Source organism: Nocardia rosealba (genome assembly GCF_020216065.1).
In the GTDB taxonomy this organism is placed as follows: Bacteria; Actinomycetota; Actinomycetes; order Mycobacteriales; family Mycobacteriaceae; genus Nocardia; species Nocardia rosealba.
On the sequence record NZ_JAIWNA010000001.1, the window covers coordinates 1 to 23,227 of the forward strand.

Below are 23,227 nucleotides of genomic sequence, written 5' to 3' on the forward strand. Positions count from 1 at the left end.
GGCCGCGAGTTAGCCGCCGTTGCGCATGCGCGAAGCGCGAGCAACGGTGGCTAACTCGCGGCCCTCCAGGGGCCGCGCTCGAGCGCGCCAGCGCTCCAAAAATACAGCCCAATACCCCCGTGGTGCACAAAACACCAAGGCAGTTCCACACGGCTGGAACCCCGCCGCACAGCGCCCCCAGAAACGGCAAAGGCCGGTAGCTCTAGCGCTACCGGCCTCCACCGTCGTTCAGGGCATGCTCACTGCCCGCCTAGGCATCAGTTCGTGCGAACCGCCAGGCCGGGGTTGTCCGACAGGACCACGCTCAGCGGCTGTGCGAAGAGCTGGGGGGTGTCGCCGGTGATGGCGCCGATGATGTTGGGGATTTCGCAGATCGGGTAGTCGGCGACCGACGAGGCGCTGGAGATGCCGAGGGCCATGCGGCCGGTGACGATCGCACCGCCGGAATCGCCGGGCAGCGCGCAGATGTTGGCGGAGAAGCTCTGGGTGAGCTGGCGATCGCCGACCTGCACGGTCTGGTCGACACCGTTGACGATGCCGCAGCTGAACCCGGTCCGCGAACCCGACTTGCACACGGGGGCGCCGACGACGGGCACACCGACGCCGTCGACGGCGATGGGTGCCGCGCCGGGGACGGTGACGAGGTTGTTCTCGAAGCGGGCGCGCGCGTTGTCGTTCACGCGGATGATCGAGTAGTCCTGCTCGCCGAGGATGGACTTCTGGAAGGTGCCGAGCTGGGCGCCCGCGCGGTCGCCGTTCATCTCGTAGACGGCGGCGGCGGAACCGGTGCCCGCCGACTCGAGGTCGGGGTTGCAGTGGCCCGCGGAGATGTTCACGACGTTGCCGGAGCGATCGGTGCCGTTGAAGCCGAACGAGCAGCGCAGCGAGCTGTTGCCCGCGATGGCGGCGTAGCCCTCGCCACCGGCGATCGGGCCGGTGCCGTTGCCCGCCACGGGAGTGGCTTCCAGGTCGACCTTCTCACCGGCCACGGGCGGCGCGGTGACGACGACGCGGGCCGGGTCGATGAAGCTGGGCAGCGGCAGCCCGGCCTGCTCGACGCGCACGGCGATCGCGTTGTTCACGGTGTCGATGACGACGCCACGCACCAGGTTGGCGATCTCCGGCGGCGCGGCGGCCAGCCAGTTCTCGAACGCGGTCTTCTCACCGCGCAGCATGGATTCGCTCTTGGCGACGTTGCGGACCTCGAAACCGGCCGATTCGGCGGCGGCACGGGCTTCGTCGGCACCGGGGCCCTGGGACAGCGCGACAACGGCGTTGCCCTGGTCGTTGAGCCAGGAGCCGGCGAACACCTGCGGGAACTGACGCTGGGCGGTGGTGGCGAACGCGGCGACCTGCTGGGCCTCGTCGGCACGGCGCAGGTATTCCTGCGGGGAAAGCTTCAGGTCACGGCTCACGGCCTCGATCAGCTGGGCAGGCAGATCGACCGCGGGTTCGGCGTCGGCCACTGCCATCGTGGGGCCGAACAGCAGAATCGCCGCCGAAGCGGCGATCACGGACTTGCGAGCTCGTCTCGAGCTTCGTGCGAGGGGGGCGCGACCCATACGTGGCAGGAGCATGATCGAACTATATGGGCTCGGACCGGTTATGCCTACTCGGACCGGGCAAGAGATTTCACTCACCCGGTCCGTTCGGTGATTCGTCCGGTACTAACCCGCGTTGGGGTTGGTACGCACCATGATTCCGCTGCCGAGACCGCCACCGGAATTGGCCTCGATATCGGCCAGGATCGGCCGGATCGGCACTCCGAGGGTGGCGGTGCCACCGAAGGGCGCGAGCTGGGTGTTGGCCTCGGTGCAGTTGGGTGCCTCGGCGGCATTGGAGCCGCTGGTGATGCCGAGCGCGAGGGTGCCCGACACGATCGCGCCGCCGCTGTCACCACCGAGGGTGCAGGCGCTGGTGGCGAAACCACGGATCGTCTTGCTGATGCCCTCGGCGGTGAACAACTGGGTTTCCACGTGATCGGCCGAGACGAAACCGCAGGTGAAGGTGGACGACTGACCAGTTTTGCAGACCGGCGCACCGGTCACCGGATCGGCGGTGCCGGTGATGGCGAGGGTGGTGCCGTTGGCGCCACGCACCCGGGCCTGGTCCATGCCCGCGTTCACCGCACGCTCGTTGAGCTTGATGACCGAGTAGTCCAGCGCGCCCGGTCCGCCGAGCACGGACATGGCGAACTGACCGACCTCGGGACTGTTGGGGATGTCGCGCACGTTCGGCACGTACACCTTGGCGGGCGTGCCGTGGTCGACATTCGGATTGCAGTGGCCCGCAGAGATGTTCAGCGCGTTGCCCGCCGCGTCGGTGCTGTTGAAACCGAACGAGCACACGTCGACACCGCGCAGGTCGGCATCGTGCAGGTCCTTGGCGGCGGTGATGTAGGTGTCGCCACCCATCGGCCGGTTCACCACCTCGCCACCGCCACCCGGCGTGATGACCACCTTGATGGTGGCGATCAGGGTCGGCAGGTTCAGCAGATGGCCGGTGCTGGAATTGGCGACGCTCAAAACGATCTGGCTGTTGAGCACGTCGATGGCGATCGAGCTGATCGGCGCGGAGATCTCGCGCGGCAGGCTCGAGATCCACTGACTCAATTGCAGCAGAGCGCCTTCCAGGCCGCTGGCCGAGATGGGCGCGAGGTGGGTCTGGTAGCCGTCGGCGGCGGCGAGGCGGCCGGTCTCGGCATCGGTCACCGCGACAACGGCTTTGCCCTCGGGCGTGAGCCAGGCACCGGCGAAGGTGTCGGGGTTCTCGGCGCGGAAGTCGGCGGCGTAGGCGCGCAGCTCCTGGGCGCGCGCGGCGCGGTCGAGGTATTCGTTCGGGGTCATGCCCAGATCGCGCGAGATGGCTGTCACCAGTTCGGCGGGTAGGGCGTCAGCCGAAAGCTGCTGCGGCGCAGCGGGTTGCGCGCTAGCGACACCGGAGCCGAGCAGAGGGGCGAGAAGAACGGTCGCGGCGAACCCGGCGGAGGCTGCCTTGACCGCGGCGCGACGCGCCACCAACTTGCGCATGAAATCCCTTCGTCACCGAACGAGTGACCGAGACCACCGCCGGCGGCGGGTATGTCGGTCAGCGCATCACTCTAAGGCACGCCCGGCGATGGGGTGCGGTTACCCGCTACCAGCTTCGGTTTTGCGCCAGCCGGGGATCTCGAGCGGCGGCGGTAGCTCGCCGGGCTCGCGGGGTTGGAACGGGAACGGCCGGGTGGTCGTGGTGCGACCGGGCGTCGTCGGCGTGGTGGTCGTCGGTGCCGGCGTGGTTGTGGTCGGAGCCTCGGTGGTGGTCGGCTCTTCGGTGGTGGTCGTCGGTTCCGGGGTGGTCGTGACGACCGGTTCCTCGGTGGTCGTCTCCGGCGGCGGCGGAGCGAGCACGGGAGTGGGAGCCGGTTGCTGGGTCGTTTCCGAGTGCGCGTCCGAGATGGTCGGCGGCTCGGTCGGCTCGGTGCCGCGCAGCAGCACCGACACCGCGATGCCACCGAGCACCAGGCCGATCAGCGCGGCCCCGGCGATCAACAGCGGCGTCTTGGTCCGAGCAGGCGCCGGTGTAGGGGCCGGGGCGGGCGACGGCACGGTGACAGCCATCGCCTTGGTCGGGTGTTGCACCGGAATCGCCGCCGAGTACGCCTGCGCGACCACGACCGGCGGTTCGACGGCGGGCATCACATCGGTCTTCACCAAAGAGTTCTCGGTGACGATCGGATCGGGCGGTGTCGCACCGGCCGGGGTCGCCAGCACCGCGACCAGCGCGGCCTCGGCGGCCGACGATGCGAACGCCTTGCCTGCATCGGCGCCCTCGGCGGGCTGGGGCAGCTCGTCCTCGCCGAGCAACGCCACCGATTTCAGACCCAGATAGTCCAGTGCCTCACGGACGCCGCGCACCACCTCCGGCGACCACTGCGCCGGATGCGTGGCGTAGAACTCGGCCGGGCCGCTCAGATGCTCGGTGGTGAGATCGATGAGGCAGAACATGGCCGTGGCCAGCAGATCCTCGGCCCGGTAGGCCTCGCCGCCGTCGACATCGACGCCGGCCGGATCGCCGATCGCGCGGACGAAACCGGAGATCGCGTGCGCGTGCCCGGACAGCGGTGCGTCGCCGAGGGCCGCGTCACCGTCGTCGGACATGTGCAGTACCGACGACCGCTCGACGAAATGCTTCGCCCCGTCGTCGGTGACCACCGCGGCGACACACTCGTCGTCGGCGATACGCAAGCCGACTCCAGTGGCCATCCGGTTACCTCGCTTCGACGTCCGTGGTGTTGGGCGGCGAGTCCGGCGGTCACACCAGGAGTGAGCCGTGTCCCATCGCGCGCAGCATCGACAATAATTCCGATCGTGAACGTGCGCCTATCCGGCGTCGGATACGCGCCACGTGATGCTCCACGGTCTTGGCGGAAATGTACAGCCGGGCGCCGATCTCCCGGTAGGTGAGACCGAGTAGCACCAGCTCGGCGACCTCGCGTTCACGGTCGCTCAGCGCGCGCTGCTCGATAGCGGGCTGCGGTGCCGAGGTCTCGTCGCCGTTCTTGGGCGCCTCGAGCCGGGCGGGGATGCGCACCGAACGGGCCAGCTTCAGCAGGGCGCTGGCGGCGGCGGGGTCGTCGATCATGCGCGCGGTGTCGCCGGCGAGGCGGGCGCCGTCGAAGGTGTGGCCCTGGTGGGCGAGGGCGAGGACCGCGCTGTGCACGGCGGGCAGGTCGACCTGACCGCGCAGCACCAGCAACCAGGTGCGGCCCGCGTCGGCCAGGACGGCGGCGTGCGGGTCGCCGTCGGCGGCGGCGTTCTTCAGTGCGTGCGCGTGCGGCAGCAACTGCTGGGGCGAGGACTTGGCGATCGCCGCCTGCACCCCGTACCAGTGGAAGGCGTTGGTCCAGGCGGGTGCGCGCCCGAGGCGGCGCAGCAGTGCGGTGGCGGCCTCGACGAGGGGCTGGATGCGGCCCTCGTCGCGCAATTGGATTCCGGCCAACCACAATTCGCCGATCGGGAGCAGGCTCAGCAGGTCGACGTCGACCTCGTCGAACAGCGGGAAGGCGGCGGTCCACGCGGCATGCAGCGCCTGCGCGTCACCGCTGCGGCGGGCCAGGCCGACCGCCAGGGCGTGCGCGAGCAAGCGATCGCGCGGGGCCAGGGACGCGATATCGATGCCGGTCATGGTCTCGGCGGCCTTGCATTCGTCACCGATGCGCAGCGCGGTCCAGGCCGCGAGCACGCCGAGCTGTTTGCCTTCGCCGTCGGCGGCGCGGATCGCGTCGTCGGCGCGGCGTGGTTCGCCCGCGCTCAGACTCAGCAGGGCGCCGACGGTCACCGCGCTGCACGGACTGGTGCCGGTTCCGTTGGTCCGCGCGGCCTGGACCAGGGCCGAGATCGCGGCCGCGGTGGCCGCGCCGTGTGGGTCGAGGGAGGTGAGCAGGGCGTTCGCGATCAGCCGGGCACCGGCACCCGCCTGGGTGGGCGGCCAGTGTTCGGCGTCGGCCGCAGCCTCCGCGGCGGCGGCGCTGTCACCGGCCAGGGCGTGCACGGTCGCCGCGATCGCCCAGTCGGCACCGACCCGGTTCGGGCCGAGCCAGCGGTAGAGGGCGGCGGCCCGGCTGACCAGGCCGCGCCGGGTGAGCGCGCTCGCGCAGACGCGGACGGCGGCCGCGAGTTCGGCGGTGTCGACATCGGTGCCGTCGAGCAGGGGTTCGGCCAGGCGCAGGGCGGTGTCGTCGTCGCCTGCCTTCGCGGCGGCCTCGGCCCAGGCCAGGGTGACGCGGCGCGGATCGGTGCCCGCCGCGACGGCTGCCGCGTAGTAGCGGGCGGCATCGGGACGCTGCTGTCGGGCTGCCGCGCAGAGGAATTCGGCGAGGCGATGGTCGCGCACACCGGACTCGGCCAGCAGCAGGCCGGTGTGGTCGCGCAGCAGGCCCGCCTCGAGCCGGGTGTCGAGGAGCCTGCGCTGCACCGCGACGAAGCGGCGATCGCCGAGCAGCAGCCGCAGTTGCGGTACGGCCGCGCTCAGCAACAGGTCGGCATCGGTGACCAGCGCGCTCGCCCGCGCCCGATCCAGCAGGTCATGGGCGACAGGCAATTCCACCCCGAGCACCTCGGCGAGCTCACCGGCGTCGAGGCCGGTTCCGGTCGCCGCGACGACGAGGGTGTCGAGCAGCGGGGGATCGAAAGCCGCCAATTGCGCACGGGCCCAAGCGGACAGGGCCGCGTCGACGGCAGGCAGGCCCGCGTCGAGCTTGGCCTGACCCGCCGCCCGCAGAGCCGCGACGACACCGCCGTGGATGCCCGCGGTCCTGGTGTGGATGTGGTTGACCAGCGGGCGCGGCACCGACACCCCGAGTTCGCGGGCGAAGGAACCGATCTCACCGCAACCGAGTGCGCGGATCTCGATCAGGCGGCCCTGCCTGCCGATCGCGTCGCACAGGGCGCGCAGTTCGGGATGCTGGGGGCGTGGCTGGGTGGCGCAGATCAGGGAGCGGGCGCCCGATTCCACCTCGGTGCGCAGGACATCGAGCTGGGCGGGGGTCATGTCGTGCAGGTCGTCGGCGATCACGACGGCGCCGTTGTCGGTGGGCTCGGGGGTCCGGCCGATCACGGCGACGCCCCGGCCGCGCAGCCGACGGCGCACAGCGTCGAGCAACACCGACTTGCCGGTACCGGAGCGACCCGTCAGCAACAGCACCACCGGCTGGTCGTCGGGATTGTCTACGGCTCGCAGAATCTCACGGGCGTGTGGGACTGTGTCGAGCGCGATGGGGCTCAATTGCCGCCTCCGAGTAGTTCACCGGGGAGTTTCGTGACGCCGCCGACGGTCCCTTCGACCACCTCGCCCGCGCCGTCGAGCACTTGGCCGGGTACGGCGCCGACATTCGGCACATTCGGAGCCTGGGGGACCGGCGGGGTGTAGGGCGCCGGTTGCTGTGGGGCGGGCTGTTGGGGAGCGGGCTGCTGGGGTGCCGGTTGCTGGGGGGCCGGCTGTTGGGGCGCGGGCTGTTGCGGTGCGGGTTGCTGCGGGGCAGGTGCTCCGCCGCCGGACTGGACCTGCTGCTGAGTCGCCGGGGACTGGGCGGTGCCGCCCGGCTGTGGTGTCCCGCCGGCGGAGTTCACCGGTGCGGCCGGGGTGACGGTGCCGGGGATCGGCTGACCCGTCGAGTCGAGCAGGGGAGCGCCCGGGACCGGCTGACCGTTCGCGTCGACGGTCGGCGTTCCGACCACCGGCTTGCCGTCGGCGTCGAACGTGGCGATCGGTGCGACCGCCTGTCCGGGGCCGCTGTTCTTCGGCGCGTTCTCGGTGGGGTTCACGGTGGACGCGTCGGGCTTGCTCGGCGTCGCGAACTGGGGTGACATGGCCAGAGTTCCCGCGGTGAGCGCGCCGAAGACGGCGACTGCCGCGCCGACGACCGCCAGGCGCTTGCCGGTGACGACCTTCTTCGCCGGGGCTTCGTCGTCGACGACGGGCAGGGCTTTCGCGAGTGAGACCGGGGCGATGTCCGTCGGCTCGTCGAACTCCTCGAGAGGAAGGACGAGCGGAGTGGACTCCGCCGCCCGCAGATCCGCGGCCAGCTCGGCCGCGCCCGCCGCGCTCGCGGTGGCCGGATCGGCACACGCGACGACGGGCAGCGCGAACTCCGCGGACACCAATTCCGCGACCAAGGGCATCTGCGCGCCGCCGCCGGTCAGCAGGACGGCGGTGATGTCGCCGAGCCGGACGCCCGCGCGCTCGACAGCCTCGCGCACCAGGGTGAGTGAATCCTGCACGCAGCCGCGCAGCAGGTCCTCGAGTTCGTGACGGACGAGACGAACGGTCGCGGCCTCGCCGAGGGCGCCGACCTCCACCACCGTCGCGGTGTCGAGTGACAGTTCTTCTCTGGCGAGGCGTGCGCGTTCGCGCAGGGCCGCGAGTTCGGTTTCCACGGCCGGATCGAACGGGTCGAATTCCCGGTCACCCAGCGCGTGCGACAGCACGTAGCGCATTGTCAGCAAATCGAATTCCGAGCCGGCGATCTCGGTGTCGTGCAGCGGGGTGGCCAGCAGGCCCGACTGCTCCCCGGTGCGGACCACCGAGACGGTCAGACCGCTCGCGCCGAGGTCGTAGACCACCAGCGCGCCTTCGTCGAACAGTCCGCGCTCGACCTCGTAGCGGCGGACCACCGCGACCGGTTCCGGGACGAGGACGACCGCGTTGGCGCCCGCGTTGTCGAGAGACGAACGCACCGCCTGCACTTGGTCATCCGTCCACCAGCCGGGGTGGCAGGACACCACCGTCGGCTCGCCCTCGACCCGGTCGCGGACCTCGTCGATCAGCTGAGTGGTCGCTGCGGCCACCAGATCGGCCGCGACATGCGACGAACCGTCCTCGGCGAGCATCCGCACCGGATCGCCGACCCGGGCCAGGAAGCCCTCGATCATTACCGCCGGGCCGGCCGTGGCTACTTCTACTGCACTGGGTCGCCGAACGACCGCGATCGGTTCACCACCGTCGATCGCCGTCGCTACGGCAACTGAACGGGATGCACCGACGGTGACGCCGAGCGCGAGACGGTCTGTCATGGGGAACCTCTGCAGATACGTGAGCGACGGAAATCATCGAGAGAGCTATCCCGATTGTCGGTTGCTGACGGTCTGCTGTTACCGGCGAACAGGCCGATAACGGGGCCGATCCCCTAACGGCCCTCGATCCCCTAACGGGCACCCCATGCGACGAATAGGGATTTGCCCCGTTACGAGGGGGTGCCCCTCGGCCATAGCTTCGAAACATCTTGCCGATCCCGGAGGAGCTGATTCCGATGACCACACCCTTGGAGAACGCGATCCTGCAGTTCATTCTCGATTTGCTGCGCGATCCTAAGGCCGCGGCGGCGTACTGCAACGCGCCGGACAAGGTCATCGAGGAGGCGCAGCTGTGCGCGACCCCCGAATACATCGCCGCCTGCGCGCCGATGGTGGCGCGCGGCGTGTGCGATGCGGGGAGTGCGCCGTTGCGAGGCATCGTCGGGTGCGGCGGGGGAGGTCATGGGTTCGGAGGTGGTGGTCATGGTGCCGGGTTCTATGGTGCCGGTGCCGGGCCGTCGATGTTCTTCGGGCCGGGGCGTTGGTTCGGGCCGGGGCAGGGTGGGTTCGGGCCCGGTGGAGGCGGTGGCCGTGGGGGTAACGGCGGTGGCGGGAACGGTGGGCCCGGCGGTGGTGGGCCCGGTGGGCCCGGCGGCGGTGGCGGGGGCGGCCGGCCCGGTGGTCCCGGTGGGCCGGGTGGGCCCGGAGGACCCGGCGGTGGTCCCGGTGGACCCGGAGGGCCCGGGGGACCTGGCGGAGGTACCGGCGGTAATACCACCAACAACAACAGTGGCAACACCACCAACACCAACAGTGGCAACACGACGAACAATCAGGGCAACGGGGACAACGAGATTTTCAGCCCCGACATTCTCACCGGCGATGTGCTCAACAATCCCGTGAGCAATGTGCTCAACGGTAATCCGCTCAGCAACGTGCTCAACGGGACAAATCTGGGCGGCGTGAATCTCGGTGATATCGCGAATGTCGGCAACGTGGGCGAGGTGCTGAGCAATGTCGGCAATCTCGGCGACACCCTGAGCAATATCGGCAGCCTCGGTGACACGCTCAACGACGTGGGCAACCTGACCAACTCGGTCGGCGACATCAGCGGTCTCGGCGACGTGACCAACACCGTCGGAAACCTCGGCGACATCACTGGGATCGGCGATGTGATCGGCGGCGGCAACACGATCGGCGATGTCACCAACCTCATCAGTGGTGCCAACGTCGGAGATCTGCTGAGCGGCAACACGGTCGGTGATGTCACCAACCTGGTCAGCGGTGCGAACATCGGCGATATCGCCAACGGCAGCACTCTCGGTGACATCACCGGCATCAACGCGCTCAACCAAGCTGCCCAAATCGCGACCGAAATGACCGACGCCTTCAACGCCGTGCAAATCGGCGACGCCTTCCTCGGCAACCTCAGCGCCCCCGTCACGGTGGTATCCGGTTCCCTCGGCGGCGTGAGCGGCGTCCTCAACGGCATCAGCCCGATCAGCAATATCTTCAACGATTTCAGTGATATCGGCGATGTGGGTCATGTGCTCGAGGAGCTGGCCATCGGCAATTTCGTTTCCGCGCTCAACAATGTGGGGAATGTGGGTGACGTGATCGGATCCGCCGGGGATATCAGCGGAATCGGTTCCGTGGGTGATGTGAGCAATGTGGTGGGGAATGTGGTCACCGATGTCGGTTCCGTCGGAGATGTGCTCGGTGATGTGACGAATACCGGTGATGTGGTCGGCGGCGTGCTCAACGGTGCCGGCTCGATCGGCGATGTGACCAATGTGGTGAATCAGGTTGTGGGCGACCAGAACCTGAGCAATGTGCTCAACGGGGCCGGGTCTGTGGGTGACGTGATCGGGGATGTCACGAATGTGGGGTCGGTGTCGGAGGTGCTGAACGAGGTGGGCTCGGTCGGCGAGGTGACCAACACGGTGGGTGATGTGAGCAATGTTGTCGGGTCGGTTGCGGGTGACATCGGGTCGATCGGTGAGGTGAGTGAGGTTGTCGGTGGGGTCGGCAACGTGAGCAACGTGGTCGGGGATCTCACCGAGGTGGGCAATATCGGCAGCGTGGTCGGCTCTGTCGGCGACGTCACCCAGAACATCGGTGATGTCACCGGGATCGGCGGGTCTGTGGGTGATGTGCTGTCCGACATCGGAAGTGTCGGCGGGGATGTGGGTTCCATCGGTGATGTGAGCACTGTGGTCGGTGACGTGGTCGGCGGGGATGTCGGCAACGTGATCGGCGGCGACGTGACCGACGTGGGCGGCGATGTGAGCAATGTCGTCAACGACGTGGTCGATGGCGATGTCCTCGGCTCCGTCGTTTCCGTGGGTGACGTGACCGATGTGGCCGGCTCTGTCATCGGCGGCGATGTGCTCGGTTCGGTCGGCGACATCGGTTCCGTCGGTGACGTTCTCGAGGGCGGCATCGGCAACGTGACCCAGTCGGTGGGCGACCTCACCGGCATCGCCGGTTCGGTCGGCGAGGTAACCGGCATCGCAGGCGACTTCACCGGTGTAGCAGGCGATCTCGTCGGTGGTGACGTCTCCGGTGTCGCCGGAGACGTGATCGGCTCGGTCGGTGATGTTTCCGGTATCGCCGGCGACGTGAGCGGTATCGCGGGCGACGTAACCGGCGTGGCCGGCGATGTCATCGGTACCGCGGGCGACATCGGATCGGTGAGCAATGTGGTCGGCGATGTCGTCGGCGGCGATGTGTCCGGCGTAGCGGGCGACCTCACCAACACTTTCGGCGACGTGACGAACACTGTTGGTTCCGTAGGTGACATCACCGGTGTCGCAGGCGATCTCGTCGGTTCCGTCAGCGAAGTGTCCGGCGTAGCCGGGGATGTGACCGGCGTGGCAGGCGATATCGGTTCCGTCGGCGACGTCGTCGGTGGTGATGTGATCGGCTCGATCGGCGACGTCACCGGCATCGGTTCGATCGGCGACCTGACCGGTGCGGCAGGCGACCTCACCAACACCGTCGGTTCCGTCGGCGACGTGACGAACGTGGTGGGCGACGTCGCTTCAGTCGGCGGCGACTTGACCAACACCATCGGCTCCGTCGGCGATCTCACCGACATCGGTTCGGTCGGCGATCTGACCGGCGTGGCAGGGGACCTCACCAACACAGTCGGTTCGATCAGCGAGGTCACCGGGGTAGCCGGCGATCTGACCGGCATCGCGGGCGATCTGACCGGCGTCGCTGGTGACGTGAGCGGTGTTGCCGGCGACCTGACGAATACGGTCGGCTTTGTCGGTGATGTGGCGAACAACCTGACCGGCGTCGCGGGCGACGTAACGGGTGTGGCGGGCGACCTCACCAACACGGTCGGCTCGGTCGGCGACGTCGCGAACGACTTCACCGGCGTTGCAGGCGATCTCACTCAGTCGATCGGCGACGTGAGCGGTGTGGCAGGCGACCTGTCCGGAGTGGCAGGTGACCTCACCGGGGTGGCCGGCGACTTCACCGGTATCGCGGGTGACCTCACCAACACCGTGGGCTCGGTCGGAGACCTGACCGGTGTGGCAGGCGACGTACTCGGCAACTCGGGCGACATCACCGGAGTCGCGGGCGATGTAGTCGGTTCGGTGGGCGACGTGACGCAGACCGTCGGCGACGTCTCGGGCATCGCGGGCGAGATCGGCGACGTAACCGGCGTCGGCGGCGACATCTTCGGCACCGTCGGCTCCATCAGCGACGTCACCAACACGGTCGGCGATATCTCCGGTGTAGCAGGCGATCTCACTTCGACCGTCGGTGATGTGACCGGTATGGCCGGCGATATCTCGGGTGTCGCAGGCGATCTTACGAACACCGTTGCCTCAGTCGGTGATTGGACGAACACCGTCGGTGACATCACCGGCGTCGGCGGTGACCTGCTCAGCGACGTGACCGGTACGGTCGGCTCCGTCGGCGACGTCACGGGTGTGGCGGGCGACTTGACCCAAACTGTCGGTGACGTGTCGGGCGTGGCGGGTGACCTTACGAACTCGGTCGGCGACATCACGGGTGTGGCAGGCGATCTCACCCAGTCCGTCGGCGGCGTGACCGGCGTGGCCGGCGACCTGACGAACACCGTTGGCTCGGTGGGCGATTGGACCAATACGATCGGTGATGTCACCGGCATCGCGGGCAGCGTGGTCGGCGATGTGACCGGCGTTGCAGGCGACCTCACTCAGAGCATCGGCGACGTGAGCGGAGTCGCCGGCGACCTCACCCAGACCGTGGGCGACGTGAGCGGCGTTGCGGGCGATGTGTCCGGCGTGGCGGGCGATCTGACTCAGACCGCGGGCGACGTAAGTGGAATCGCCGGAGACGTCACCGGCGTGGCAGGGGATCTCACCAACACTGTCGGCTCGGTCGGCGATCTCACCAGCACGGTCGGAGATCTGACCGGTGTGGCCGGAGACGTGTCGGGGGTCGCAGGCGATCTGACCGGCGTGGCAGGGGACCTGACGCAGACGGTCGGTTCTATCGGCGACCTCACCGGTGTCGCGGGGGACCTCACCAACACGATTGGCGATCTGACCGGCATCGCGGGTGATGTGTCCGGTGTCGCGGGCGACCTGACGAACACGGTCGGCGATGTGAGCGGCACCGTGGGCTCCGTCGGCGACTGGACCAACACCGTGGGCGACTTGACCGGTGTGGCCGGTGACCTCACCAACACCGTCGGCTCCGTCGGCGACCTGATCGGCTCGGTCGGCGACGTGAGCGGCGTGGCAGGCGATCTGACCAACACCGTAGGCAACATCAGCGACGTGACCGGTGTCGCTGGCGATCTCACCAACTCGGTAACCGGTGTCGCAGGGGATGCGGGCAGCGTGGTCGGTTCGGTCGGCGACGTCACCGGTGTCGCGGGCGACCTCACCAACACTGTTGGCTCCGTGGGTGATTGGACGAACACGGTCGGCAACCTCACCCAGTCCGTGGGCGACGTGACGGGCGTAGCGGGCGACCTCACTCAGTCGGTCGGCGACATCAGCGGGGTCACGGGAGACCTGACCGGAGTGGCGGGCGATCTCACCAACACCGTCGGATCCATCAGCGACGTGACGGGCGTCGCGGGCGACATCGTCGGCTCCGTGGGTGATGTGTCCGGTGTGGCGGGCGACCTGACGCAGACGGTCGGTTCCATCAGCGATGTGACCGGAGTCGCCGGCGACGTCGTCGGCTCGGTAGGCGACGTGAGCGGCGTAGCAGGTGACCTGACCGGAGTGGCGGGCGATCTGACCCAGACCGTCGGCAGCGTCGGTGACATCACCGGAGTGGCGGGTGACCTGACCGGAGTGGCCGGGGACCTGACGCAGACGGTCGGCAACATCAGCGATGTCACGGGCATCGCGGGTGGCCTCACCGGTGTCGCCGGGGATCTGACGAACACAGTCGGTTCGATCAGCGACGTGACCGGGGTCGCGGGTGATCTCACCAATACGGTCGGCTCGGTGGGTGACGTGACCGGTGTTGCGGGCGACCTCACGCAAACGGTAGGCGATGTGACCGGAACCGTTGGCTCCGTTGGTGATTGGACCAACACGGTCGGCAATCTGACCCAGTCGATCGGCGATGTCTCTGGGGTCGCGGGTGATCTGACCGGTGTGGCCGGTGACCTCACCAACACAGTCGGCTCGGTCGGCGATATCGCGGGTGTGGCCGGCGATCTGACGCAAAACGTCGGCGACATCACCGGTATGACCGGCGATCTCACCGGCGTCGCAGGGGATCTGACCCAGACCGTCGGCTCGGTCGGCGACGTGACCGGAGTGGCGGGCGATCTCGCGCAGACGGTCGGCAACATCGGTGACGTGACGGGTGTCGCCGGCGATGTCCTCGGCTCCGTCGGCGACGTGACCAATACGGTGGGCGACCTGACCGGCGTCGCGGGCGATCTCACCCAGACCGTCGGCAACATCAGCGACGTGACCGGCGTCGCCGGAGATCTCACGCAGACCGTTGGATCCGTCGGCGACGTGACGGGCGTGGCCGGCGATCTCACCAACACGATCAGCGATGTGACCGGCACCGTCGGATCCGTCGGCGACATCACCGGCGTGGCCGGAGATCTCACCGGCGTCGGCGGCGACCTACTCAGCGATATCACCGGCAACACAGGCGATCTCACCGGTGTGGCGGGCGACCTGACGCAGACGGTCGGTTCGATCAGCGACGTGACCGGTGTCGGTGGCGACCTCGTCGGGGACGTGACTGAAATCGCGGGCGATTTGACCGGCAACTCCGGTGACCTGACCGGCATTGCAGGTGACCTCACCGGGGTGGCGGGCGACCTGACCGGGACCGTCGGTTCGATCGGCAACGTGACCGGCGTCGGCGGCGACCTCCTCAGCGACCTCACCGGCAATTCGGGCGACCTGACCAACACGGTCGGCGACATCACCGGTGTCGCCGGTGATCTACTCACCAACTCGGGCGACATCAGCGGTGTTGCAGGCGATTTGACCAACACTGTCGGTGATGTGAACGGTGTCGCAGGTGGCTTGGTCAACAATGCCGGTGACATCACAGGCGTGGCGGGTGATCTGGTCGGCTCGGTCAGCGACATCACCGGCAATACAGGCGATTTGACTGGCATCGCTGGTGACATCACCGGCGTGGCGGGCGGTCTCGTCAACGGAGACGTGACGGGTGATCTGATCGACGGCACGGTCGGTGACATCACCGGCGGCCTGGTGAACGGGGACGTGACCGGCACCGCGGGCGATCTGACCGGCGTGGCGGGCGGCCTCGTCAACGGGGATGTGACCGGCGATCTCATCGACAACGCGGGCACCGTCACCGGCGTCGCGGGCGACCTGGTCAACACCGGCGATATCAGCGGAATCGCGGGCGATCTCGTCGGCTCGGTCGGCGACATCGGCAACAGCGGTGACCTGACCGGCGTCGCGGGCGACGTGATCGGCAACAGCGGCACCATCGCAGGCGACCTGGTCGACAACTCCGGCGACATCATCGGGACCGTCGGAGACATCTCCGGAGTCGCGGGGGATCTCACCGGCGTGGCGGGGGATCTCACCGGAAACACCGGGGACCTCACCGGCGTCGCCGGCGATCTGACCGGAGTGGCGGGCGGCCTGGTCAATGGCGACGTGACCGGCGATCTCATCGACAACACCGGCGATATCACCGGTGGTCTCATCAATGGTGACGTGACCGGCGACCTGATCGACGGCACCGTCGGCGACCTCACGAACGTCGGCAACATCAGCGACATCACCGGCGACCTCATGGACGTGACTGGCGTGGCGGGCGGCCTCGTCAACGGCGACGTGCTCAGCGACATCACCGGCAATACCGGTGACCTGACCGGCGTGGTCGGCGATATCACCGACAACGGCGACATCGGTGGCGTGATCGGTTCGGTCGGTGACATCACCGGCAACAGCGGCGACCTCACAGGCGATCTGCTGGACAACACGGGCGACATCGGCGGTGCGGTCGGTGACATCACCAACTCGGGTGACATCGGCGGCCTCATCGGCTCGGTAGGCGACATCACCAACAACGGCGATATCGCCGGCCTAGCAGGAGGACTCGTGAACAACACCGGAGACGTGGTCGGTGACATCACCGGCAACAGCGGAGATCTGACAGGCATCGCGGGCGGCTTGGTGAACGGCGACATCACCGGCGACCTGCTCGACAACTCGGGCACCGTGGTCGGCGATCTGGTCGACAACTCGGGCGCGATCGGCGGCGTCGTCGGCGACATCACCAACACGGGCGAGCTCATCGGGGACCTCACCGGCAACAGCGGTGACCTGACCGGCGTCGCGGGCGACCTGGTCGACAACTCCGGCGGGATCCTGAGCGACATCACGAACAACGGTGATATCGCCGGTGTCGCAGGAGGTTTGGTGAACGGCGACCTCACGGGTGTGGCCGGCGATCTCGCCGCAGGCCTGGTCAACGGCGATATCACCGGTGTAGCAGGCGATCTCACCGGCGACCTGCTCGACAACAGCGGTGACATCGGTGGCCTCATCGGCTCGGTCGGTGACATCACCGGTGCGGGCGATGTCACCGGAGTCGCGGGCGATCTGACCGGCGTGGCAGGCGGCCTGGTGAACAACACCGGTGACATCACCGGTGACCTGCTCGACAATTCGGGTGCCATCGGTGGCGTGGTCGGCGACCTCACGAACACGGGCGACCTCACTGGCGGCCTTGTCGACGGCGACCTCACCGGTGACCTGATCGACGGCGATTTCAATGGCGCTGCAAGCGATCTCATCGATAACACCGGTGACATCGGCAGCCTCATCGGCTCCGTCGGCGACATCACTGGCAACACGGGTGATCTCACCGGTGTGGCGGGCGACCTGACCGGCGGCCTTGTCAACGGCGATCTCACCGGCGATCTGGTCGACGGCGATCTGACAGGTATCGCCGGCGGCCTCGTCAACGGCGATGTGACGGGTGATCTGGTCGACGGCGACGTCACCGGCATCGCGGGCGGGCTGGTCTCGAACACCGGTGACATCACCGGCGGACTGGTGAACGGCGATCTGACCGGTGTTGCGGGTGACCTCACCGCAGGCCTGGTGAACGGGGATGTAACCGGCGATCTCGTCGACAACTCGGGCGCGATCGGCGGCCTGGTGGGTTCGATCACCGACAACGACATCACCGGCGGTTTGGTGGGTGGCGACGTGGTCGGCGACATCACCGGCGGCCTCGTGAACGGCGACATCACCAACGGTGACTTGACCGGCGTCGCAGGCGATCTCACCGCAGGGCTGGTCAATGGCGATCTCGTCGATGGTGATCTGACCGGTGTCGCGGGCGGAATCCTCAACGGGGACATCGGGGATGTGACCGGTGATCTGGTCGACGGTGACGTCACCGGCGGTCTGGTCAACGGCGACATCGTCAACAACATCAGCGACATCAGCGGTGCCGCAGGCGGACTCGTGAACGGCGATGTGGTCGGCGATATCGTCGACGCGGGCGACATCACCGGCGACCTCGTCGACGGCGATCTGACCGGCATCGCGGGCGGAATCGTCAACGGGGACATCGTCGGTGACATCACCGACAGCGACGTCCTCACCGGCGACTTCCTCAACGATCTGTCCGCGGTCACCGGTGGCGTGGTCAACGGGGATGTGCTCAGCGACATCACCGGTGCCGCGGGTGGCGTGGTGAACGGCGATATCACCGACAACGACATCGTCGACGGTCTGGTGAACGGCGACGTGCTCAGCGGCATCACCGACAACGACATCACCGGTGACCTGGCCGACAACGTGGGCAACGTGACCAACACCGGCGACGTAGCCAACCTGATCGGCCTCACCGGCTTGGCCGCCGCGGTCACCGGCATCGCGGGCGACGTCGGCACCGGCGACCTCATCGGCAACTTCGACCTCGCCGGCCTGGCGAGCGACCTCTTCGACAACTCCGGTGACATCACCGGCGTCGCAGGCGGTCTCGTCAATGGCGACGTTGTCGGTGACATCACCGACAACGGCCTGGTCGGCGGCATCCTCAACGGCGACATCACCAATACGGGCGACATCGGCGGCCTGGTCGGCGACGTCACCAACACAGGTGACATCGGTGGCCTGGTCGGCGACATCACGAACACCGGCGATCTGGTCGGCGACATCACCGACGTCGGCAACGTCACGGGCGAGCTCCTCGACGGAGATCTCACCGGCATCGGCGCCATCGGCGACGCGACCGGCGACCTCGTCGACGGCTCCCTCGGGGACGTGACCGGCGACCTGATCGACGGTTCGATCGGCGACCTGGTCGATGGCGGCCTGGTCGGCGACCTCACCGGAGTCGGCGCCATCGGTGATGTGACGGGCGACCTGATCGACGGTTCGGTCGGTGACATCACGGGTGATCTGGTCGATGGCGGCGTCGTCGGCGATCTGACGGACGTCGGCAACATCACCGGCGACCTGATCGACGGAGGCCTGGTCGGCGATCTGACGAACGTCGGTTCGATCGGCGATATCACCGGCGACCTGACCGATGTCGGTTCGGTCGGTGACATCACCGGCGATCTCATCGACGGCGACATCGTCGGCGACCTGACGGGAGTTGCCGGGGACCTCAACGGAATCGGTGACGTCACTGGCGATCTGGTCGACGGTTCGGTGGGCGACATCACCGGTGACCTCGTTGACGGCGGTGTGGTCGGTGACCTGACCGGAGTCGCGGGCGATCTCACGGGCATCGGCGACATTGCCGGTGACTTGGTCGACGGTGACATCGGCGGTGATCTCACCGGCGTCGCAGGCGACCTGACCGGTGTCGCAGGCGACATCACCGGCATCGGCGCCATCGGTGACGTGACGGGTGATCTGGTCGACGGTTCGGTCGGCGACATCACCGGCGGTCTCGTAGGCGACCTGACCGACGTGGGCAATGTCGGCGACGTGACCGGCGATCTGATCGACGGAAACCTGGTCGGCGATGTCACCGGCGTCGCCGGAGACCTCACGGGCGTCGGCGCCATCGGGGACATCACCGGCGACCTTGTAGACGGTGGCATCGTCGGCGACCTGATCGACGTCGGTTCTGTCGGTGACATCACCGGTGACTTGGTCGACGGCGGCATCACCGGTGACCTGATCGACGGTGACCTCACCAACATCGGGTCGATCGGTGACGTGACCGGTGACCTGATCGACGGTGACCTCACCAACATCGGATCGATCGGCGACGTGACGGGCGACCTCATCGACGGTGACGTCACAGGCGATCTGATCGACGGCGACCTCGTCGGCGATATCACCGGCGACCTGCTCGACGGCGATATCACGGGCGACCTCATCGACATCACCGACAACGACCTCATCTCCAACCTGACCGACATCGACGTGACCGGCATCGCCGGTGACCTGACCAGCACGGTGGGCGACATGACCGGACCTTTGAGCGGTAACGACATCTCGGGCACGATCGGCGACATCCTCAGCGGCAATGGCGGCGGGGGAGGTGGCGGCGGGACCGGTGACGTCACCTGGGTCGGCGACCTGGTGAGCATCACCGACTCGTTCAGCGATATCACGAATGTGTTCGGTGATTGGTCGAACATGATCGGCGACATCAGTGGCTCCTTCGGCGACCTGTCCGGCGCGTTCGAGAACCTGAACGTGAGCGACGTCTTCGGCGACGTGACCGGGGTCTCGGGCGACTGGTCCGCCATGATCGCCGGCATCAGCGACAACGCCCTCGAGATCACCGGCTTCGGCAGCGGCGTGGTGAGCGAGCTGGTGAACGTGTCCGGCGACTGGAACAACACGGTCGTGGGCATCTCCGGCAGCTTCGGCGACGTGGTCGGCATCGGCGGTGACGTGGTGAACGTCGGCGGCGACCTGGTCGGCTCGGTCGCGGGCGTGGGCGGTTCGGTCGGCGATATCACGGGCTCGCTCACCGGCATCGGCGGTTCGGTCGGCGACATCACGGGCTCGCTTACCGGCGTGGCGGGCGATCTCACCGGCGTGGCGGGCGACCTCACCGGCGTCGCGGGCAACCTCACCGGCATCGGCGGCAACCTGTCCGACGTGTTCGGCGACGTGACCGGCTCCTTCGGCGACCTCACCGGTTTCGGTGGAGACGTCACCGGTTTCGTCGCCGACCTGACCGGCATCGGCGGTGACCTGACCGGCTCGGTCGGCGACCTCACCGCCTTCTTCGGAGACTTCACCGGTATCGCCGGTGACGTGGCCGCTTTCACGGGCGACCTGACCGGCACCTTCATCGGTGTCGGTGGCGACCTGATCGGCTCGGTCGGTGACCTCACCGGCGTCGGCGTGACCGGCGTGGTCGGCGATGTGACCGGCTCGTTCGGTGACATCACCGGCGCGACCGGACTGATCGGTGATCTGGATCTGGCGAACACGATCGGCGACGTGACCGGCTCGGTCGACGTCGGCGATATCGGTGGTGATGTGACCGGCGTCTTCGGTGACATCGCGGGAGATGTGACCGGAGTCGTCGGCGCAGTCGGCGACGTGACCGGGGTGGTAGGCGACCTTGACCTTTCTGGAATTGGGGATGTGAGTGACATGGGTGACATCAATATCGGCGGCGAGAACAACATTTTCGGTGCGGGCCTCAACGATGTGAACGGCATCGGCGACAACTTCGGCGGCATCGCCGACAACTGGGAAGACGTGCAGATCCAGGGCATCGGCGGCCAGGTCGACGAATCGCTGAACAACTTCGGCGGCCTCGGCAACGGCGTGTTGGCAGGCGCTCTCGGCGAGGGCCTGGTCGGCGGCGACCTCACCGGAATCGGCGCCCACGATGTCACCGACGCGGTGGACGTGAACGACGTGTTCGACGGCGGTGTCGCCGGCGTGGCAGGCGGCCTCCTGAACGGCGAGGGCGGCCTGGCCGGCGCGGGCGGTCTGCTCAGCGGCAACGACGTCACCGATTTCGCCGACTTCACCGACATCACCACCAACGGCATCGGTGCCGCGATCGACGAGAGCTCTGTCCTCAACGACGTGGTCGACGGCGGCGTCGCCGGTGTGGCAGGCGGTGTCCTGAACGGCGAGGGCGGTCTGGCCGGTGCGGGCGGCGTCTTCAACGGCAACACCTTCGAAGACATCACCGCCAACGGCGTCGGCGCCGCGGTGGACGACGTGTCCGATGTGGTCGACGGTGGCATCCTGTCCGGCAACACCTTCGAGGACATCACCACCAGCGGCATCGGCGCGGCGATCGATGAGAGCTCGGTCCTCAACGACCTGGCGGCGGGCGGCGGTATCGGCAACGGCAACGTGGTCGGCGGCATCGTCGGCGCGGTGACCGGCGACGGCGACGGCGGCCTGCTCGGCACCGGCGGCGTGCTCAACGGCGACGGTGGACTGGCCGGTGCGGGCGGCGTGCTCAACGGCGACGGCGGCCTGCTCGGCGCGACAGGCGTCGGCAACGACCTGCTGGCAGCGGGCGGTGACGGCGGTCTGTTCGGCGGCGCCGAGGACACCACCATCAACGGCATCGGCGCGGCGATCGACGAAAGCGCGATCCTCAACAACGTGAACGTCGAGGACATCACCGGCATCGGCGGAAATGTCGACGACATGGGCGGCGTCCTCAACGGTGACGGCGGCCTGGCCGGCGCGGGCGGCGTCCTCAACGGCGGCCTGCTCGGCGGCGGTGACGGTGGCCTGCTCGGTGGTGTCACCAACACCGGCGACGTCACCGGTGTCGGCGATCTGGTCGACGGCGGCGTGGCCGGAGTGGACGACGGCATCCTCAACGGCGCGGTGTTCGAGGACATCACCACCAATGGCATCGGTGCCGCGATCGACGAGTCCAACGTGCTCAACAACATCAACGACGGTGGCATCGGCGGCCTCGTGAACGGTGACGGTGGGCTGGCCGGCGGTCTCGCCAACGACGCCGACGTGACCGGTCTGGCCGGCGGTGTGCTGAGCGGCGACTTCGAAGACATCACCACCAACGGCATCGGTGCGGCGATCGACGAGAGCCCGATTCTCAACGACGCGGTCGACGACGGTGTGGTGGACGTTCTCAACGGCGCCGCCTTCCAGGACATCACCGCGAACGGCATCGGCGCCGCGATCGACCAGAGCCCGATCGGCAACGACCTGGTCGACGGCCTGATCAACGGTTCCAACTTCGAGGACATCACCGGTGTCGGCGGCAATGTCGACAGTGTCGGCGGCGTCATGAACGGCATGACCGACGTGCTGAACCCGACCGCGGTGGCGGGCCTGTTCAGCAGCGGTCTGACGGGCAGCACCCACGAGAACACCGGTTCGACGAACTCCTCGCCGTACAGCAACGCCACCTCGGCGGCCTCGGACGGTGCGGCATCGGCAGCCAACGCGGCCAGCGCGTTCACCGGCGCGGCGGCCTCGACCGCGGGCCTGGCCGGCCTCAGCGACGATGACCTCGGCTTCGACCTGGGCAACACCTTCGACAACGCGGGCCTCACCGGCATCGCACCCGGTGAACCGAACCCCTCGGGCACCGGCCTGGAGACCGGCTTCGGCCCCCTCGACGCGGTGACCGGCGCGATCACCGGCGACGCGACCGGTGCCGGCCTCGACGACGCGACCGGCGGACTCCTCGGCGGAGTGCTCCCCGACGGCGACCCGGGCGAGGTCCTCCCCGGTGGCGACGTGGCAAACGACCTGGTCGACGAGGTGCTGCCGACCATGCACACCATGCCGTACGAGGACGGGAACCTGGTGGGCTCGGGCCTGGAGACCGGCTTCGGCGCGGTGGAAGGCCTCACCGGCGGCGGCCTCCTGGGCGACGTGCCCACCGAGGTGGTCGGTACGGGCGAACCGTTCGACACCCTCACCGGCGCCGGCTCGGCGGTCGGCGACGCGGTCGAAGCCCCGGTCCCCGGCTACGACTACACGCCGATGCCCACCACGGCACCGGACACCTCCGACACCACCGGCGCGGCGACGGGCGGCCTGTCCGACACCACCGAAGCGGCGACCGGCGGGGTCTACGACACCACCGAGGCGGCCACCGGCGGCGTCACCGAAACCCTGGACAGCGTGGATGTGGGCGGCGCCTTCGGCCCGGGCCTCGGTGCGACCGACACCGGCCTGCTGGGCGACTCGTCGAGCACGACCATCCCGGAGGCCGACGACGGTGGCCTCCTCGGCGGCGGCCTCCTCTGAGGATCG

At 68.3% G+C, this 23,227-nt stretch carries 6 protein-coding genes; 1 reads left to right on the forward strand and 5 read right to left on the reverse strand.

Annotated elements, in window-relative coordinates; translation table 11 throughout:
- Nucleotides 1–257: 257 nt before the first annotated feature.
- From LDL21_RS00005 to LDL21_RS00025, 5 genes are all read right to left on the reverse strand, one after another.
- A complete protein-coding gene (locus LDL21_RS00005; protein WP_225278288.1) occupies nt 258–1,577 on the reverse strand; it encodes a S1 family peptidase in 1,320 nt (439 codons plus the stop codon).
- Nucleotides 1,578–1,667: 90 nt separating this feature from the next.
- Entirely contained in the window at nt 1,668–3,029 is a 1,362-nt protein-coding gene (locus LDL21_RS00010) for a S1 family peptidase (RefSeq protein WP_181701383.1), read from the reverse strand.
- A gap of 99 nt (nt 3,030–3,128) precedes the next feature.
- A complete protein-coding gene (locus LDL21_RS00015; protein WP_225278289.1) occupies nt 3,129–4,244 on the reverse strand; it encodes a hypothetical protein in 1,116 nt (371 codons plus the stop codon).
- Nucleotides 4,245–4,293: 49 nt separating this feature from the next.
- The gene (locus LDL21_RS00020; RefSeq protein WP_225278290.1) at nt 4,294–6,765 is read right to left on the reverse strand and encodes a LuxR C-terminal-related transcriptional regulator; all 2,472 of its coding nucleotides are present in this window, start codon (nt 6,763–6,765) and stop codon (nt 4,294–4,296) included.
- The gene (locus tag LDL21_RS00025) at nt 6,762–8,552 is read right to left on the reverse strand and encodes an Hsp70 family protein (RefSeq protein ID WP_225278291.1); all 1,791 of its coding nucleotides are present in this window, start codon (nt 8,550–8,552) and stop codon (nt 6,762–6,764) included. The genes LDL21_RS00020 and LDL21_RS00025 overlap by 4 nt, the downstream gene beginning before the upstream one ends.
- Nucleotides 8,553–8,788: 236 nt before the next feature.
- On the opposite strand from LDL21_RS00025, the gene LDL21_RS00030 reads away from it, so the two are divergent.
- On the forward strand, nt 8,789–23,221 hold the full coding sequence (locus tag LDL21_RS00030; protein WP_225279258.1) for a hypothetical protein: 14,433 nt from the start codon (nt 8,789–8,791) through the stop codon (nt 23,219–23,221).
- Nucleotides 23,222–23,227: the final 6 nt, after the last annotated feature.